The sequence below is a fragment of the Streptomyces sp. BE20 genome (assembly GCF_036322525.1).
GTDB lineage: Bacteria > Actinomycetota > Actinomycetes > Streptomycetales > Streptomycetaceae > Kitasatospora.
The window spans coordinates 21,659-39,219 of the sequence record NZ_JAQYWW010001182.1 but is presented as its reverse complement, the minus strand read 5'-3'; the positions used below and the strand labels follow the sequence as shown (position 1 = coordinate 39,219).

At 74.1% G+C, this 17,561-nt stretch carries 14 protein-coding genes; 11 read left to right on the top strand and 3 right to left on the bottom strand.

The genetic code is table 11. From position 1 onward, the window contains the following. Nucleotides 1–5: 5 nt before the first annotated feature. Together PUR61_RS37475 and ligD are read right to left on the bottom strand one after the other, a co-directional pair. Complete coding sequence (locus tag PUR61_RS37475; RefSeq protein ID WP_329884080.1) at nucleotides 6–182, bottom strand: hypothetical protein; 177 nt, start codon at nucleotides 180–182, stop codon at nucleotides 6–8. A gap of 100 nt (nucleotides 183–282) precedes the next feature. Then, nucleotides 283–1,299, bottom strand: coding sequence for a non-homologous end-joining DNA ligase (gene ligD / locus PUR61_RS37470; protein WP_329884150.1), 1,017 nt, complete (start codon nucleotides 1,297–1,299; stop codon nucleotides 283–285). Between the two features lie 158 nt (nucleotides 1,300–1,457). Between ligD and PUR61_RS37465 the strand changes: the two genes are divergently transcribed. Then, nucleotides 1,458–2,519: an ATP-dependent DNA ligase gene (locus PUR61_RS37465; protein ID WP_329884078.1), complete on the top strand. Its 1,062-nt coding sequence runs from the start codon at nucleotides 1,458–1,460 to the stop codon at nucleotides 2,517–2,519. Nucleotides 2,520–2,625: 106 nt separating this feature from the next. On the opposite strand, the gene PUR61_RS37460 is transcribed toward PUR61_RS37465, so the two are convergent. Further along, nucleotides 2,626–4,062 carry a serine hydrolase domain-containing protein gene (locus PUR61_RS37460; protein ID WP_329884076.1) on the bottom strand — a complete coding sequence of 479 codons (1,437 nt, stop codon included), beginning with the start codon at nucleotides 4,060–4,062 and terminating at the stop codon, nucleotides 2,626–2,628. Between the two features lie 563 nt (nucleotides 4,063–4,625). On the opposite strand from PUR61_RS37460, the gene tdh reads away from it, so the two are divergent. The 10 genes from tdh to PUR61_RS37410 all read left to right on the top strand — a co-directional run bounded on the left by tdh (nucleotide 4,626) and on the right by PUR61_RS37410 (nucleotide 17,560). Further along, nucleotides 4,626–5,654 carry an L-threonine 3-dehydrogenase gene (gene tdh, locus PUR61_RS37455; protein ID WP_329884074.1) on the top strand — a complete coding sequence of 343 codons (1,029 nt, stop codon included), beginning with the start codon at nucleotides 4,626–4,628 and terminating at the stop codon, nucleotides 5,652–5,654. Between the two features lie 80 nt (nucleotides 5,655–5,734). After that, a complete protein-coding gene (locus PUR61_RS37450) occupies nucleotides 5,735–6,928 on the top strand; it encodes a glycine C-acetyltransferase (RefSeq protein WP_329884072.1) in 1,194 nt (397 codons plus the stop codon). Between the two features lie 357 nt (nucleotides 6,929–7,285). Beyond that, a complete protein-coding gene (locus PUR61_RS37445; RefSeq protein WP_329884070.1) occupies nucleotides 7,286–8,197 on the top strand; it encodes a LysR family transcriptional regulator in 912 nt (303 codons plus the stop codon). 358 nt (nucleotides 8,198–8,555) lie between these two features. After that, entirely contained in the window at nucleotides 8,556–10,958 is a 2,403-nt protein-coding gene (locus tag PUR61_RS37440) for an excinuclease ABC subunit UvrA (RefSeq protein WP_329884068.1), read from the top strand. A gap of 259 nt (nucleotides 10,959–11,217) precedes the next feature. After that, the gene (locus tag PUR61_RS37435; RefSeq protein ID WP_329884065.1) at nucleotides 11,218–11,661 is read left to right on the top strand and encodes a helix-turn-helix domain-containing protein; all 444 of its coding nucleotides are present in this window, start codon (nucleotides 11,218–11,220) and stop codon (nucleotides 11,659–11,661) included. Beyond that, nucleotides 11,621–11,812 (top strand): aroma-sacti cluster domain-containing protein, encoded by a 192-nt coding sequence (locus PUR61_RS37430; RefSeq protein ID WP_329884063.1) that lies wholly within the window; start codon nucleotides 11,621–11,623, stop codon nucleotides 11,810–11,812. The genes PUR61_RS37435 and PUR61_RS37430 overlap by 41 nt, the downstream gene beginning before the upstream one ends. A 1-nt stretch (nucleotide 11,813) precedes the next feature. Further along, a complete protein-coding gene (locus PUR61_RS37425) occupies nucleotides 11,814–13,706 on the top strand; it encodes an AfsR/SARP family transcriptional regulator (protein ID WP_329884061.1) in 1,893 nt (630 codons plus the stop codon). Between the two features lie 449 nt (nucleotides 13,707–14,155). Further along, nucleotides 14,156–15,421: a glycosyltransferase gene (locus tag PUR61_RS37420; protein ID WP_329884059.1), complete on the top strand. Its 1,266-nt coding sequence runs from the start codon at nucleotides 14,156–14,158 to the stop codon at nucleotides 15,419–15,421. Then, nucleotides 15,327–16,370, top strand: a complete 1,044-nt coding sequence (locus PUR61_RS37415) for a DUF6895 family protein (RefSeq protein WP_329884057.1) — start codon at nucleotides 15,327–15,329, stop codon at nucleotides 16,368–16,370. Before PUR61_RS37420 ends, PUR61_RS37415 begins: the two co-directional genes overlap by 95 nt. Next, nucleotides 16,367–17,560: a radical SAM protein gene (locus PUR61_RS37410; protein ID WP_329884055.1), complete on the top strand. Its 1,194-nt coding sequence runs from the start codon at nucleotides 16,367–16,369 to the stop codon at nucleotides 17,558–17,560. Before PUR61_RS37415 ends, PUR61_RS37410 begins: the two co-directional genes overlap by 4 nt. Nucleotide 17,561 lies beyond the last annotated feature (1 nt).

Here is a 17,561-nt window from a genome sequence, read left to right as displayed (position 1 = left end):
TGCCGTCAGAGCCCGCCCAGCTCCCGCAGGAACGCCGTCTCGGCGCCCCGCCGGCCGGCGGCCGTCCGGGGGGCCGCGGCCAGCACGGCGGCCACCGGGACCGTTCCGTCCGACGGCGGGTGCAGCCCGCCCGCCGCGTCCGCCAGGATCCGCCGCAGCCCCCGCACACCCACCCCGTCCACGCCCTTCCGCCCCGTCCGCACCCCGTCCGTACCCCGGCCCGCACCCGCGGGCGCAGCCACCGGAGGCCGGGTGATCTTCGTGGCGCGACAGCCTACGCGATCACGCAGGATGCTCCTCGTCGGCCTTCTTCCGGGCCCGGCTCGGCTGGACCCGGGTCGGCTCCCCGGCCGCCTTCGGGTGGTCCGGCGGATACGGCAGTTCACCCAGCCCCTCGTCCGTCACCTGCCGCTCGTACAGCTCCAGCAGGCTCTCCAGCCGGAACGCCTCCTCGTCCATCTCCGCCTGCAGGTCGCCGAGTTCGGCGAACCGGGCGGGCACCGTCCGCAGGTCGAAGTCCTCCGGCAGCGCGTCGTCCACCTCGTCCCAGCGCAGCGGTGTCGACGCCGTCGCCCGCGGCCGGGCGCGCAGCGAGTAGGCGGAGGCGATGGTGCGGTCCCGCGCCATCTGGTTGTAGTCGACGAAGATCCGCTCGCCGCGCTCCTCCTTCCACCAGGCCGTCGTCACCCGGCCGGGCAGCCGCCGTTCCAGCTCCCGGCCCAGCGCGATCACCGCGTGCCGCCCGTCCGTGAACGTCCACTCCGGGACCAGCGGCACGTACACGTGAAGCCCGCGCCCGCCCGAGGTCTTCGGCCAGCCGCGCAACCCGTGCTCCTCCAGCACGGCCCGCAGTTCGTGCGCCACCCGTGCCGCGTCCCGGAAGTCCGTCCCCGGTTGCGGGTCCAGGTCGATCCGCAGCTCGTCGACGTGTTCGGTGTCCCCGCGCCGCACCGGCCACGGGTGGAAGGTCAGACAGCCCAGATTGGCCGCCCAGAGGACGGCGGCCGGCTCGGTCGGGCAGATCTCGTCGGCCGACCGCCCGCTCGGGAAGGCGATCCGGGCGGTCGGCAGCCAGTCCGGCAGGCCCTTCGGTGCCCGCTTCTGGTAGAAGAACTCGCCCTCGACCCCGTCCGGGAACCGCTGGAGCGTGGTCGGCCGGTCCCGCAGCCCGCGCAGGGCCCCGTCCGCGACCGCCAGGTAGTACTCGGCGACGTCCAGCTTGGTGAAGCCACGCTCCGGGAAGTACACCTTGTCGGGGTTCGAGAGCCGGACACTGCGCCCGGCGACATCCAGTTCCACGGCAGAGCCCATGCCTCTCACGCTAAGCGCGCCCCGCCCGCGGCGCGCCCCGAGGCGGCCCCGTCCACGGGCCCCGCCCCGCCCGCAGCCCGCGCCCCGCCCGCCCTCCAGGGCCCGCCGCCGCGCGGCGGCGGGCCTTCGGCGCGAGGATCGGGACCATGGACCTGCCCGTCATGCCGCCGGTCGCGCCGATGCTCGCCAAGTCGGTCGCGAAGATCCCGCCCGGAATGCAGTACGAGGCCAAGTGGGACGGCTTCCGCACCGTCGTCTTCCGCGACGGTGACGAGATCGAGCTCGGCAGCCGCACCGGAAAGCCGCTCACCCGCTACTTCCCCGAGCTCGTCGAGGCGCTGCGCCGTGAGACACCCCCGCGCTGCGTGCTGGACGGCGAGGTGGTCATCGCCCGCGAGGGCCGGCTCCGGTTCGAGGAGCTCCTCGAACGCATCCACCCCGCCGCCAGCCGCGTCGCCCTGCTCGCCGAACGCACCCCCGCCTCCTTCGTCGCCTTCGACCTGCTCGCCCTCGGTGACCGGTCGCTGATCGACGAGCCCCTCACCGCGCGTCGCACCGCCCTGGAGGCGGCCCTCGCCGACGCCGCCGACCCCGTCTTCACGGCCCCCGCCTCCACGGACCGCGACCTCGCCGACACCTGGTTCGCCCGGTACGAGGGCGCCGGTCTGGACGGCGTCGTCGCCAAGCCCCTCGACCAGCCCTACCGGCCGGGCGAGCGCGCCATGTACAAGATCAAGCACGAGCGCACCGCGGACTGCGTCGTCGCCGGCTACCGCGAACACAAGAGCGGCCCGATCGTCGGTTCCCTCCTGCTCGGTCTGCACGACGCCGACGGCCGCCTCCAGCACGTCGGCGTCTGTGCGGCCTTCCCGATGGCCCGCCGCCGCGAACTCGTCGAGGAGCTGGCCCCGCTGCGGATGGCCGACACCGGCGCCCATCCCTGGGGCGCCTGGGCCGACGAGGCCGCTCACGCGGACGCCCGGCTGCCCGGCGCGCAGAGCCGGTGGACCGGCGGCAAGGACCTCTCCTGGGTGCCGCTGCGCCCGGAGCGCGTCGCCGAGGTCCGCTACGACCACATGGAGGGCACCCGCTTCCGGCACACCGCCCAGTTCCGCCGCTGGCGCCCCGACCGCACCCCCGGGAGCTGTACCTACGAGCAGCTGGAGGAGCCGGTGTCCTACGACCTCGCGCAGGTGCTGGGCATCTGACCGGAGCTCGACGGCCCCGCCCGAAGCCGGACTTCCGAGCTTCGGGCGGGGCCGTGCGGGCCGTGCGGGCCGTGGGCGCGGCTGCCGCCGCGCACGGACCCGGCGGTCAGGCGTCCGCGTTCGACGAGGGCGACTTCGGGGACGGCGAGGGCGACTTGGACGAGGGGGACGCCGACGAGGGCGAGGGGGACTTCGAGGGGGACGCCGACGACGCCGACGACGTGGCGGACGGGGACCCCGAGCCGGCCGGCGCCGCCGGGAGCGTGTAGACGTTCGCGGGCGAGATGATCTCGGTGACGGCCTGCGCGAACAGCGTCGACGGCTCCTGACCCTGGAACGACACGTCGGTGTTCAGCAGCACCACCAGCGAGGTCTGCGCCGACGGCAGGTAGACCACCACGCTCTGGTAGCCCGGCAGCGAGCCGTTGTGCCCGATCCACCCGTGGTTGTAGAAGATCCCGAGCCCGTACCAGGTGTCCGGCACCGTCGAGGGCTGCGGCTTCAGCCGCTGCGCCTGCGTCTGCGGGGTCAGCAGCGTCCCGGTGGCCACCACCTTGGCCCACTTCTGGAGGTCCGCCTGGTCCGAGATGATCGCCCCTGCGGCCCAGGCCCAGGACGGGTCCCAGTCGGTGGAGTCCGCGATCGCCCCGTTCGGCGTCTGGTTGGTGTAGCCGCGGGCGTGCGGCTGCGGGAACTCGCTGCCGACCGGGAACACCGTCCGGCCCAGGTCCGCCGGTTCGAACACCTGCTGCTTCAGGAACGTCCCGAGCGGCTGCCCGCTCAGCTTCTCGATCACCAGGCCCAGCAGCACCGTATTGGTGTTGGAGTACTCGAACTTGGCGCCGGGCGCGAAGTTCACCGGATGCTTGAACGCGTAGGAGAGCAGCTGCTGGGGCGTGAACACCCGGTCCGGGTCGGCCTCCAGGGTCTGCACGAACTCCTCGTCCTGGGTGTACGAGAACAGGCCGCTCTGCATGGCCGCGAGCTGGCGCAGCGTGATCGTGTCGCCGTTGGGCACGTCCGACACGTACGTGCCGATCGGGTCGTCCAGGCCCGCCTTGCCCTGGTCGACCAGCTTGAGCAGTCCGGTGACCGTGAAGGTCTTCGTCTCGCTGCCGATCCGCATGTTGAGACCGGTCACCATCGGCGTGCCCGCGACCTTGTCGGAGACACCGAAGGCCTTGAGGTAGCTGCCGCCCGGGGACGACACGCTGACGATCACACCGGGGATCGAGGCCTCCCGCAGCACCCGCTGCACGGCCGTGTCCAGCCGCGCCGTGACGTCCGAGGTGATCGGCACCACCGCCCCGCCGGAGCTCGCCGACGCCGACGGCCCGGAGGAGGAGGCCGTCGCCGACGGGCTCAGCGCCGCCGGGACGGCGGTCACCGCCCCCGCGGCGGGCGGATCGGACGCCGTCCCGCCCGAGCAGCCGGCCGCGCCCAGCAGCCCGGCCAGCGCCAGCACCGCCGGGGCCGACCGGGTGCGCCGCCGCAGGGGGGCAGGGCGCGGGGGGCGGGAACTCGCCGCGGAATTCGTCGTCATCTTCGAGGCGCCTCTCTGGGCCGGACGGACCCGGAGCAGCGCTCCACGGGCCCCTGGGGGAGCGATCGCCACCGTATGCGCGCCGCCGCGGGCCCGCGCGCCGGCCGTCGTCCCGCTGGCCCGAACGGACCCAAGGCTCAGCCGCACGCCCCAGTCCCGCTCGCGGACGGGCGCCGTCTCCCCATCCCGCCGGCCGCCGCCCTCCCCGCGGCCCCGGCCGCGCGCACCCACGCCGCCGGCCACCGCCACCGCCGGCCGACGCGACCCCGGCGGGACACCCCGCGACCCCGCAGGACCACCCCGTGCGCTCCGCCGTACGAGTGGCCACCGGCATGCCGCGAGGGCCCCCGACCCCAGCTCGGGCACGATCGTTTAGCCCAGCTGTGGCGGCCCTTAAGAATTCCTCGATGGACCGCACCCCCTCTCACCAGGCAGATTGCTGCCTGCCCGGAATGCGGACACCAGGACCTCCTGGAAGCCCGCAAGGAACCGCCACTCCCCGCCGGGCCCCGTCGGCCTGCCCACACCGGGCCGCCACCCACCGTGCGTCAGGAGCCACCGCCGTGAAGGCACTCGTCAAGCAGAAGGCCGAGCCCGGACTCTGGCTGGTGGACGTCCCCACCCCGGTGATCGGCCCCGGTGAGGTGCTCATCAAGGTGCTGCGCACCGGCATCTGCGGTACCGACCTGCACATCCGCAAGTGGGACGGCTGGGCGCAGCAGACCATCAGGACCCCGTTGGTGCTCGGCCACGAGTTCGTCGGCGAGGTCGCCGAGATCGGCTCGGCCGTCGCGGACATCGCCGTCGGTGACCTGGTCAGCGGCGAGGGCCACCTGGTCTGCGGCAAGTGCCGCAACTGCCTGGCCGGCCGCCGCCACCTCTGCCGCAACACCGTGGGCCTGGGCGTCGGCCGCGACGGCGCCTTCGCCGAGTACGTGGCGCTGCCCGCCTCCAACGTCTGGGTGCACCGGGTGCCGGTCGACCTCGACGTCGCCGCGATCTTCGACCCGTTCGGCAACGCCGTGCACACCGCCCTCTCCTTCCCGCTGGTCGGCGAGGACGTGCTGATCACCGGAGCCGGTCCGATCGGCATCATGGCCGCCGCCGTCGCCAAGCACGCCGGCGCCCGCAACGTGATGATCACCGACGTCTCGCCCTACCGGCTCGACCTCGCCCGCAAGGTGGGCGTCTCGCTGGCGCTCAACGTCGCCGAGCACACCATCGAGGAGGGCCAGCAGAAGCTCGGCCTGCGCGAGGGCTTCGACGTCGGCCTGGAGATGTCCGGCCGCCCCGAGGCGCTCCAGTCGATGATCGCCAACATGACGCACGGCGGGAAGATCGCCGTGCTCGGCCTGCCCGCCGAGGAGTTCCCGGTCGACTGGGCCTCCGTCGTGACCTCGATGATCACCATCAAGGGCATCTACGGCCGCGAGATGTTCGAGACCTGGTACGCGATGTCCGTCCTGCTGGAGGGCGGGCTGGACCTCAGCCCCGTGATCACCGGCCGGTACCCCGCCGCCGACTACGAGGCCGCGTTCGACGAGGCGGCCGGCGGCCGCTGCGGCAAGATCATCCTCGACTGGACCGTCTGACCACCGGACGAGCCCGCCCGGGAACGGACGAGACCGTCCGCGACCCCCTTCGCCCTCGCTCACTCGTGTAGGAGTCTGCTGTGATCGACAACGTGCGTGACGACCTGGCCGCCACCCTCGACGAGATCCGCGAGGCGGGCCTCTTCAAGCCGGAGCGGGTGATCGGCAGCCCGCAGAGCGCCGCCGTCACCGTCACCGGCGGCGGCACCCCCGGCGAGGTGCTCAACTTCTGCGCCAACAACTACCTCGGTCTCGCCGACCACCCGGACGTGATCGCCGCCGCCAAGGACGCGCTCGACCGCTGGGGCTACGGCATGGCGTCCGTCCGCTTCATCTGCGGCACCCAGGACGTCCACAAGGAGTTGGAGGAGCGCCTCTCCGCGTTCCTCGGCCAGGAGGACACCATCCTCTACTCCTCCTGCTTCGACGCCAACGGCGGCGTCTTCGAGACCCTGCTCGACGAGCGCGACGCGGTCATCTCGGACGCCCTCAACCACGCGAGCATCATCGACGGCATCCGCCTCTGCAAGGCGCGCCGCCACCGCTACGCCAACCGCGACCTGGCCGACCTGGAGCAGCAGCTCAAGGAGGCCCAGGGTGCCCGCCGCCGCCTCATCGTCACCGACGGCGTGTTCTCGATGGACGGCTACGTCGCCCCGCTGCGGGAGATCTGCGACCTGGCCGACCGCTACGACGCGATGGTCATGGTCGACGACTCGCACGCGGTCGGCTTCGTCGGCCCGGGCGGGCGCGGCACCCCCGAGCTGCACGGCGTGATGGACCGCGTCGACATCATCACCGGCACCCTCGGCAAGGCGCTCGGCGGAGCGTCGGGCGGTTACGTGGCCGCACGCCGCGAGATCGTCGCCCTGCTGCGCCAGCGCTCGCGGCCGTACCTGTTCTCCAACTCGCTCGCGCCGGTCATCGCCGCCGCCTCGCTGAAGGTGCTCGACCTGGTCGAGCAGTCCACCGACCTGCGGGAGCGGCTGGTGGCCAACACCGCGCTGTTCCGGTCGAAGATGACCGAGGCCGGCTTCGAGATCCTGCCCGGCGACCACCCGATCGCCCCGGTGATGATCGGCGACGCGGCCGAGGCCGGCCGGCTCGCCGAGCTGCTGCTGGAGCGCGGCGTGTACGTGATCGGGTTCTCGTACCCGGTCGTGCCGCACGGCCAGGCCCGGATCCGGGTGCAGCTCTCGGCCGCGCACTCCACCGAGGACGTCGAGCGCGCCGTCGCCGCCTTCATCGACGCGCGCGCCGCGCTGGGGAAGTAGCCCGGCAGCGGGGGAGGACCCCGCGGAGCCGTCCCCCGTCCGGGCCGGCTCCCCATTGGCCGCCCGTGGCACGTCCGCTCGGAACCGGACGTGCCACGGGCTCCGAAAGCCGCCGCGCGGCGGGGCCCGGACCGGCCCGCCCCCGCCACGCGGCACCCGAAGACCACCTGCCCCACCCTCCCGCACGGGAGTGGGACGTCGGCCCGCCCGACGTCCCACTCCCGTTCGCGGTTCCGGGGCACGCGCGGCCGCCCCGGCGCCGCCACCGCCGGGGGAACGCCGCCGCCCCACCGGGCCCACCGGCCCCGGCGGCCACCCCCGACCCACCGGCCGCTCCGGCGCTGGCAGAATTGGCCCGTGATCGACGCAAGACGGCTGCGGACCCTGCGGGCGGTGGCGGACCACCGGACCGTGACCGCCGCCGCGGCCGCCCTCTACCTCACCCCCTCCGCCGTCTCGCAGCAGCTGGCCGCGCTGGAGCAGGAGACCGGGCACCACCTGCTGGCGCGCGAGGGCCGGGGCGTCCGCCTCACGGCCGCCGGCGAGATCCTGCTCGGCCACGCCGACGCCGTCCTCGCCCAGCTCGAACGCGCCGAGGCGGACCTCGCCGCCTACAGCGCGGGCGTCTCCGGGGAGGTCACCGTCGCGTCCTTCGCCACCGGGATCTCGCTGGTCCTCGCCCCCGCCATCGGCACCCTGGCCACCCGTGCCCCCGGTGTCCGGCTCAAGGTGCTGGACGCGGAGGGCGACGCCAGCCTGCCGATGGTCCTGGACGGGCGCGCCGACCTCGCGGTGGCCGTCGAGTACCGGGGCGCGCCGCGCGGCGACGACGCCCGGCTGACCAGGGTCCCGCTGTACGCGGAACCGTTCGAGGCGGTACTGCCGCTCGGCCACCCGCTGGCCACCGGCGACGGCCCGATCGCGGTGGCCGACCTCTCCGCCGAGCCGTGGATCGGCCCCTACCCCGGCAACCCGTGCCACGACGTGGTGCTGCTGGCCTGCGAGCACGCGGGCTTCCAACCGCGCCTGGTGCACTCCTCCGACGACTTCCGCGCCGTCGTCGCGCTCGCCTCCGCCGGTGCGGGGGTGGCGCTGGTGCCGCGCTCCGCGCTGCTCGGGGTGGACCTCGGACAGGTGGCGGTGCGGCCGGTGGACAGCGCGCTCGCGACCCGCCGGGTGTTCGCCGCGGTCCGGGCCGGTGCGGACGGCCACCCGCTGATCCGGCCGGTGCTGGACGCCCTCGCCGAGGCGGCGGCGGCCACCGGCTGAGCCCCGGGGCACGCACCCGCGGCGCGTCGGGCGCGCGGGGGCCCGTCGCTCGCCCGGCCGTCGCGCCGGGCCGTCCGCAGGCGGAACCACCGGCCGGACGGCCGGCAGGACCGCCGTTGTCAGAGCCTGCCCGTATGCTCACTCGCTGCCCGCCCGCTCGCGAAGATCGCCGCAGGCCCGAGCACGTCCTCGCACGTCACCGCACGCGCGCGCACGTCCGCGAGGGCCCGCGAAGATCCGGACGGCGGCCGGGCGGTGCCCCGAAGTGGTTGGATCGAGATCGAACCAGGCGACGCCGACGGAGACCGTGCGAGCGGGCCCGCCCGGCAGCCGCCCGCGTCACGGATACGGAGACACGATGAGCAAGGCCCCGAGGCCCGACACGCAGTCCCCCGAGTCGACCGACTCGCACGTGGCCGACGGCCACGACCTGATCCGCGTCCACGGCGCGCGGGTGAACAACCTCAAGGACGTCAGCGTCGAGATCCCGAAGCGCCGGCTGACGGTGTTCACCGGCGTCTCCGGCTCCGGCAAGAGCTCGCTGGTGTTCGGCACGATCGCCGCGGAGTCGCAGCGGCTGATCAACGAGACCTACAGCGCCTTCGTCCAGGGCTTCATGCCGGCCCTGGCCCGGCCCGAGGTGGACGTCCTCGAAGGTCTGACGACCGCGATCATCGTCGACCAGCAGCGGATGGGCGCCGACCCCCGCTCCACCGTCGGTACCGCCACCGACGCCAACGCGATGCTGCGCATCCTCTTCAGCCGGCTCGGGGACCCGCACATCGGCTCGCCCAACGCGTACTCCTTCAACGTCCCCTCGGTCCGCGCGAGCGGCGCGATCACGGTCGAACGGGGCACCGGCAGCAAGACGGTGAAGCAGACCTTCAGCCGCACCGGCGGCATGTGTCCGGGCTGCGAGGGCCGGGGCAAGGTCTCCGACATCGACCTCACCCAGCTCTTCGACGACACCAAGTCGATCGCCGAGGGCGCGATCACGATCCCCGGCTACAAGGTCGACAGCTGGTGGACCGTGGGGATCTTCATCGAGTCGGGTTTCCTCGACCCGGACAAGCCGATCCGCAAGTACACCAAGAAGGAGATGCAGGACTTCCTCTACCGCGAGCCGACCAAGGTGAAGGTCAACGGGGTCAACCTGACCTACGAGGGCCTGATCCCCAAGATCCAGAAGTCGTTCCTCTCCAAGGACAAGGACGCCCTGCAGCCGCACATCAGGGCGTTCGTGGACCGGGCGGTCACCTTCACCGCCTGCCCCGAGTGCGACGGCACCCGGCTCAGCGAGGGCGCCCGGGCGTCGAGGATCGGCGGGATCAACATCGCCGACGCCTGCGCGATGCAGATCACGGACCTCGCCGAGTGGGTCCGCGGCCTCGACGAGCCCTCGGTGGCGCCGCTGCTCGCCACGCTCGGGCAGACCCTCGACTCGTTCGTGGAGATCGGCCTGGGTTACCTCGCGCTCGACCGGCCGTCGGGCACCCTGTCGGGCGGCGAGGCGCAGCGCGTGAAGATGATCCGCCACCTCGGCTCCTCGCTCACCGACACCACCTACGTCTTCGACGAACCCACCACGGGCCTGCACCCCCACGACATCCAGCGGATGAACGGCCTGCTGCGCCGGCTGCGGGACAAGGGCAACACGGTGCTCGTGGTGGAGCACAAGCCGGAGACGATCGCGATCGCCGACCACGTCATCGACCTCGGCCCGGGCGCCGGTTCGGGAGGCGGCACGGTCTGCTTCGAGGGCACCGTGGAGGGGCTGCGGTCGGGCGACACCATCACCGGCCGCCACCTCGACGACCGGGCCGTCGTCAAGGAGGCGGTGCGCAAGCCCACCGGCTCGCTGGAGATCCGCGGCGCGACGGCGAACAACCTGCGGGACGTCTCCGTGGACGTCCCGCTCGGGGTGCTGGTCGTGGTCACCGGTGTCGCGGGCTCGGGCAAGAGCTCGCTCGTGCACGGGTCGATCCCGCCAGGCGCGGGCGTGGTGTCGGTCGACCAGGGCGCGATCCGCGGCTCCCGGCGGAGCAACCCGGCGACGTACACGGGCCTGCTCGACCCGATCCGCAAGGCGTTCGCGAAGGCCAACGGGGTGAAGCCGGCGCTGTTCAGCGCCAACTCCGAGGGCGCCTGCCCCAACTGCAACGGCGCGGGCGTCGTCTACACCGACCTCGCGATGATGGCCAACGTCGCCACCACCTGCGAGGAGTGCGAGGGGAAGCGGTTCGAGGCGTCGGTGCTGGACCACCACCTCGGCGGCCGGGACATCAGCGAGGTGCTCGCGATGTCGGTGACCGAGGCCGAGCGGTTCTTCGGCGAGGGCGACGCGCGGACACCGGCCGCGCACCGCATCCTGGAGCGGCTCGCCGACGTCGGGCTCGGCTACCTCAGCCTCGGCCAGCCGCTCACCACGCTGTCCGGCGGCGAGCGGCAGCGGCTCAAGCTGGCCACCCACATGGCCGACCAGGGCGGCGTCTACGTCCTCGACGAGCCGACCACCGGCCTGCACCTGGCCGACGTCGAGCAGCTGCTCGGCCTGCTCGACCGGCTCGTCGACTCCGGGAAGTCGGTCATCGTCATCGAGCACCACCAGGCGGTCATGGCGCACGCCGACTGGATCATCGACCTGGGGCCGGGCGCGGGCCACGACGGCGGCCGGGTCGTCTTCGAGGGCACGCCGGCCGACCTCGTCGCCGCCCGCTCCACCCTGACCGGTGAGCACCTGGCGGCGTACGTCGGCGCCTGACCGCGGCCCGGGGCGCTCCCGGCGTCCTCGGCGTCCTCGGAGCGGGAAGTCCCCGTGGTCCGGCCCCGGCCGGGCCGCGGGGACTCTTCACATCCGTCGCTCCGGCCACAACTCCCTTGCCCCGGTGGGAGGTCGACATGACGAGGGTCGGTCAGCCCTCTTGCCGGTGCCCGGTCCTCGCGTCAGCATGTGGGCACGGCGGTGGTGTGGCCCGAGGGGGGATCCTGGTGATGTTTGATGGAGACGGACCGCCGCGTTCGTGTACCGGGGTACGACGGCGTTGAGCGGGGCGGGTGGTTCGATCGCCGTGGTGTGTCCGGCGTGCGGGGCGCACCGGCCGCCGGGGCTGCCGCAGCCGCTGGCGGAGGCCCTGCCGCTCAGCCGGGCGCTCACTCCCCGGGAACGCGTCGTCCTCGAATTCCTGGGCCTCGGGTACGACAACCGCTCGATAGCCCGGGAAATGCAGGTCAGCGAACGCACGGTGAAGCGGTTCGTCACCGCGATTCTGGCGAAGCTGGGACTTCGGTCAAGACTGCAGGCCGGCCTCCTCGCGCTGATGGTGGCTTCGTCCCCGGTCGACGGTGCTTTCTGGCCCAAAGGTCTCATGGACGGCGTTCGGGCCGAAGACGATGATGTTCTGGCACACGAGACAGGAGGGGACCATGACCTTCGACGCCCTCGCCGCCCTGCGGCAAGCGGGTAACCCGGTCGACCTGCTGACGGAGGAGCAGCGGGACGTGCTCGCACGGCTCACCGAGGACGAGGTGACCGTCCTCAACTCCGTCAAACAACGGCTGGACGCGGTTTCGGACGCCGAGGTGGAAGGGCATTCCCTCGTTATCAAGTTGGCGTGAGATGACGGTGAGTTTCGGGATTCTGGGCCCTCTGCGGGTGCTGGCGAACGGCCGCTCGGTGGACCCGGGATCGCGGAAACAGCAGATTCTCCTGGCCGCCCTGCTGTGTCACGCGAATGCGCGGGTCTCGTTCGACTCCCTGGTCGAGGCGCTGTGGGACGACGCCCCGCCGCGGACGGCCCGCAAGAACGTCCAGGTGTACGTGTCCGGACTGCGCCGCCTGGTGGGCGTGGAGTCGGGATCGCGGATCAGCCACCAGACCGGCGGGTACGTGCTCCACACGGCGGCCGGCGAGCTCGACGCGCTCTGCTTCGAGCAGCGGGCCCGGGCCGGTGCGCTGACCGAGGCGCTGGACCTGTGGCGCGGCTCGGCGCTCGACGGGTTCCGGGACGTGCCGCTGATCGGGGCCGCCGCCCAGCGGTTGGACCGCAGGTTCCTCGGGGTCTTCGAGGACTGGGTGGAGGCGGAGATCGCGGCCGGCGGCGGGCCCGCCGTGATCGAGCGCGTCACCGAGACCGTCCAGCTGCACCCGCTGCGGGAGCGGCTGCGGATGCTGCAGATGACCGCGCTGTGCCAGGCGGGGCGGCGTTCCGAGGCGCTGGCGGTCTACGACGAGCTGCGCCAGTGCCTGGCCCACGAACTCGGGCTGCCGCCCAGTCCGGCGCTGGTCCGGTTCTACCGCTCGCTGCTGTGCGAGCCGGCGCCCGCCGGGCCGAGGGAGCCCGCCGAGCTGCGCCCGTCCGCCGGGCTGCGGCCCCCCGGGGAGGGGCCGCCGTCGGCGGAGCCGCTGCCGCGGGTGGCCGAGGCGGTCACGGCGACGCCCGCGGAACCACGGCGGGGCCGGACGGCCCCGCCGAACCTGCTGCCCTGCGATCCCCCGGCCTTCACGGGCCGGGCGCCGGCCGCCCGGCAGCTGTCCGAGGCGCTGGCCCGGGGCGGCAACCGGCTGGCCGTGGTGACCGGCCCGCTCGGCTCCGGCAAGACGGCGCTCGCCGTCCACGTCGCACACCGGCTCGGCGACCGCTTCCCGGACGGCCGCCTGTTCGTCCGGCTCCGTGGCGAGGACGGCAGACTGCGCCCGCTGGACGACGTGCTGCGCCAGCTGCTGGCCGCGGTCGCACCCGGCCGGCCGGAGCCCGCCGGACCGCCGGACCCGCCGGACCTCCGGTGGGCCTGGCAGCTCTGGCTGACCGGACGCCGGGCCCTGGTGGTCGTCGACGACGCCCGGCGGGAGAGCGAGGTCCGGCCGCTGCTGCCGGAGGCCGGGGAGAGCGCGGTCGTGGTGACGGCCCGGCCCCGGATGATCGGCCTGGAGAGCGCCCACCGCTTCTGGCTCTCCTCGCTGGCGGTGGAGGAGGCCGTGGAGTTCCTCGGCCGGGTGATCGGCCCGGACCGGGTCGACGCGGACCGCGAGTCGGCCGGCCGGATCGTCCGGGCGGCGGGGCTGCTGCCGCTCGGGGTCCGGCTGGTGGCGGACCGGCTGGCGTTCCTGCGCCACGTGCCGCTGCGCGAGTACAGCGCGCGGATGGCCGGAGCCCCGGGGCTGCTGGACGAGCTCTGCGGCGGCGACCCGGCGGTCCGTGCCCGGCTGGCCGAGTCCATCGGGGACCTGCCCGAGGCGGCGCACTGGGCGGTGCTGCGGCTCGGGCTGCTCGCGGAGCCCGTGTTCACGCTGGAGCAGGCCGCCGCGGTGCTGGACTGCCGGCCGGACGCGGCGGTCCGGGTCCTGGAGCACCTCCTGGAGGCCAGCCTCCTCACCGTCCCCAACGTGGAGGGGCTCGCACACACGGTGCGCTACGAGATGCCGGCGCTGCCGTACGCCTACGCGAGGGAGACGGCGGCCGGGCGGACCCCGGCCCGCACGGCCGACCGGAGTCCTGTGCCGCACCCCTGAGCGGCGGGCCGGGCGGCCGACCCGCCGGCCGCCCGTACAGCCGCCCGTACAGCCGTCCGTGCGGCCGCCCGTGCGGCCGCCCGTGCGGCCGCGCGAAGGGGCTCTGAGTGGCTGTCATACCAATATTGAACCGCTGACTAATCGTCGTCATACCGAGGATCCCTACCGTTCTCTGGGATCGGCGTAGCGGACGCCGCCAGGGGAGAGGAGGCAACATGCCCGAGGACATCAACCCGGAGCCGACCGAGGTCGAGGACGAGGACGTCGACGTCGTCGCGCACGATGCGGGCGAGGATTCCATCTGCATCATCAACAACAGCGCGGCCCTCTGACCCGACCGACTCGACAGGTCGAGCCACGAGAACCGAGCGGGCCATCCGGTCCCCGGCGCGAGCCGCCGGAATCGGGGCGGCCCGCTCGGTGTCGGCCCGCCCCGGCCCGGAGGCCCCGTGAACATCCTGCTCTGCCCGCTCAGTGACGGCGGCTACCTCTACCCGGCACTCGCCGCCGGGCGGGAGCTGCGGCGCCGGGGCCACCAGGTCGGCGTGCTCGGCCGGGCCGGTGCCGCAGCCGTGGTGGCCGAGGCGGGCCTGCCGTTCGCGCCGGCGGACGACTTCGGCGGCGCGCGGGCCTTCTCCGCCGCCCGGTGGGGCCCGGCCGGGGGGGAGCAGTACCGGGCGACCGTACGCGCGGCCCGGGAGGCGCGGGCCGACCTGCTGGTCACCTCGGTGCTGTGCAACGGCGCCCTGCTCGCCGCCGAGGCGCTGGACATCCCGGTGGCGGTGATCGGACTCTCCGTCCACCTCTGGAACTACCGCACCGGCGGCGAGGACGAGCCCCAGTGGGGCCGCACCAGGGAGAACCGGACCCACGAGTGCCTGGAGCTGTACGCCGCCACCCGCGAGCAGGCCGGCCTGGCGAGCCGGCCCTCCCGGTGGCCGGACGGCCCGCTGCTCGGCGACGCCCTGCTGCTCCGCGGCGACCCCGAGCTGGAGTACCCGGGCGCGGTGCTGCCCGAGCGCGCGCACCAGGTCGGGCCGCTGGCCTGGGAGCCAGCCGCCGACCTGGCCGAACTCGCGGCGATCACCGACCACCTGGCACGCGTCGGCAAGCCCGTCGTCTACGTGCACCTCGGCCGGTTCTTCGGCGGCGGCACCCCCTGGCCGCGCCTCAACGCCACCTTCACCGGCGGCCCGTTCCAGGCGGTGGTCGAGCAGGGGCGGACGGCCGACCCGCGACCCGCGCCCGGCGCCGACGTCCTGCTCGTCCGCAAACCCTGGCTGGGGCCGCTCGTCGACCTCGCCGGACTCGTGCTGACCAGCGGCACCTCCGCCCCGGTACTCGGCGCGCTGCTCCGCGGCCGGCCCCTCGGCGTCACCCCCAACGGATCCGAGCAGCCGGTGCTCTCCGGCGCCTGCCTCCGGGCCGGCGTGGCCGCGCACATCCCGAGGGCGGAGCGGCCGGACCGGTCCCGGCCGGTCGAGGCGGCCTGGCAGGACGACCGGCTGCGGGAGGGGGCCCGCCGGCTCGGCCGCCGGCTCGCGGCGGCGAACAGCCCGGTCCGTGCGGCCGACGTCATCGAGCAGGCGGCCCAGCGGTCCGCAACCTCTAGGGAGAACCATGGGTACTCGATCAGCCGGCCCGGACGCAGTGGCCGTGGAGATCCTGGCGGCGGGCGCACTGCAGTGGATACGCCTTCACTCGGGCTACCTTGACTCCCCGTCGGGCCGGGCCGAACTGCCGGTGACACCACGCGTCAAGGCCCTGCTGCAGCTCGCCCTGCTGCGCCGCTCCTGGGAGCGGGCCGCGCCGTCGGACCCGGGCCTGGCCGAGGTGACCGGGACCGTCGAGCGGGTCTGGCGCAGCCCGGCCCATCCGGCCCTGCTCGTCGCCGAGCCGCGCTACGCCTGGCAGTTCAAGCTGATGTACGGCGCACTGGCACCCGCCGGGCTCACCGACGGCCCGCACCGGACCGCGCTCGCGGAGGTGACGGCCGGCGGCTTCCTGACGCCGGGCCGGAAGTCGCCCTTCCTCCACCTGGAGACCAGGTTCTACGCCGACCTCGCCGGCGTCGGACACCGGCTGCACTCCTACCGGCGACTGTACGAGGCCAGCCGGCTGGCCCGGCACCGCGACGGGCAGCCGGTCGGCGAGCCGGACGTGTGCGACGTGACCCACACCCTCTTCCACCTGAGCGACTTCGGCTTCCGCGACCCCGGCCTGACCGGCGACGCCCTGGAACACGCCCGCGACCTGGTCTGCCGCCTCACCGGCGACTGCGTGCGCAACGGCGACTGGGACCTCACGGCCAAGCTGGTGCTCGCGCAGCACTGCCTCGGCCTCGACCCGCTCGGCACCCCCTCGGGAGAGGCCGGCCTGCGGCTGCTCGGCGAGGTGCAGTCGCCCGGCGGCGCCGTTCCCGGACGGTCCGCCGCCGACCGGGCGGACACCACCGCGACCACGGCGGAGTTCTTCCGGAAGGCCTACCAGGCCACCCTGGTGACGGCCCTCACCGCGCTGACCGTCGCCCACGGCCGGCGAGGCGGCGCACCGGACGCCGGCCCCCCGGACGGCGCCCGTGCGGCGGGCGGGAGCGCCGGGCCTCCGGCGGCGGACGACGCCACCGGCCGGGACCGGGCGCCGGCGACGCGGGGTGCCCGGTGAACCCCGCGCAGGCCGACCTCGACCGCGGCGTCCGCCTCCTCCGGGGCGAGCGGAACTGGTGGTTCCTCGGCCCGGGCGGCGGGCTGGCCCGTCTGCGCCCCACCCAGCTGACCGCGGACGGCCTGCTCCGGCCGGGCACCGAACGCCGGCTCCGCGAGTACGGCCTGATGACCGCCGAACCCCCGCACAGCTACGCGTTGACCGTGTTGACCAGCACCCACTGCAACCTCGGCTGCGGCTACTGCTTCCAGAACACGAGCCAGGACCCGGACGGCGGCAGCCGTCCGCCGCGGATCGCCCGGACCCGCCTCACCTCGCGGACGATCACCTCGATCCTCGACTTCACCGAGAGGCAGATGGCCGCCGCCGGACTGGAGGAGCTCCGGATCCTGCTGTTCGGCGGCGAACCCCTGCTCAACCCGCGCGGCTGCCTGGAACTGCTGGAACGCGCGGCCGCCCGCGGGCCGGTCTCCGCCTGGATGATCTCCAACGCCACCCTGCTCACCCCTGCACTGGCCGGCCGGCTCTCCGGCCTCGGGCTGGGGTCCGTCCAGGTCACCTTCGACGGCGACCGCCCTGACCACGACCGCATCCGGGTCGGGCGCACGGACGGCGGCGGGACCTTCGACACGATCGTCCACAACCTCGTCCGGGCGTCCGAGACCTCCCCGCTCCGGTGGCTGCTGCGGGTGAACGTCTCCGGGGAGACCTACCGGGGCGTCGACGCGCTGATCGACCGGCTCGCCACACGGCTCGACCCCGCCCGGTGCACCCTGTACTTCGCCCAGGTCGGCGACGTGGGCATCGGCTACGGCAACGACCTGCTGCACACCGGCGAGCTGTCGGCCCGCTTCACCCGGTGGCAGCGGCGGGCGCTCGACCTCGGATTCACCGTCACCCGGCCGCAGGGCCACCGGCCGTGCGTCACCTGCGGCTACCGGGACGGCCGCTACGGCGCGGTGGTCAGCGCGGACGGCACCCTGGCGAGCTGCTGGGAGACCGCGGGCAGGACCGCGTGGGAGGTCGGCACGGTCACCGGCGGGTACCTGCCCGACACGGTCACCCGCGAGCGGTGGGTCGGCTGCGAGGACCTGTACCGGCGCGACGAGGACCGGCGGACACTCGCCGCCTTCCACGACACGGTGGACGCGGCCCTGCTCGACTACCTGGACGAGACGGGACGCCTGTAGC

Excerpts from the sequence above, each read along its gene's own strand:
- PUR61_RS37465 (WP_329884078.1), top strand. The coding sequence starts at position 1,458 with ATGGACCTGCCCGTCATGCCGCCGGTCGCGCCGATGCTCGCCAAGTCG.
- PUR61_RS37460 (WP_329884076.1), bottom strand. The coding sequence starts at position 4,062 with ATGACGACGAATTCCGCGGCGAGTTCCCGCCCCCCGCGCCCTGCCCCC.
- PUR61_RS37440 (WP_329884068.1), top strand. The coding sequence starts at position 8,556 with ATGAGCAAGGCCCCGAGGCCCGACACGCAGTCCCCCGAGTCGACCGAC.
- PUR61_RS37430 (WP_329884063.1), top strand. The coding sequence starts at position 11,621 with ATGACCTTCGACGCCCTCGCCGCCCTGCGGCAAGCGGGTAACCCGGTC.
- PUR61_RS37425 (WP_329884061.1), top strand. The coding sequence starts at position 11,814 with ATGACGGTGAGTTTCGGGATTCTGGGCCCTCTGCGGGTGCTGGCGAAC.
- PUR61_RS37415 (WP_329884057.1), top strand. The coding sequence starts at position 15,327 with ATGGGTACTCGATCAGCCGGCCCGGACGCAGTGGCCGTGGAGATCCTG.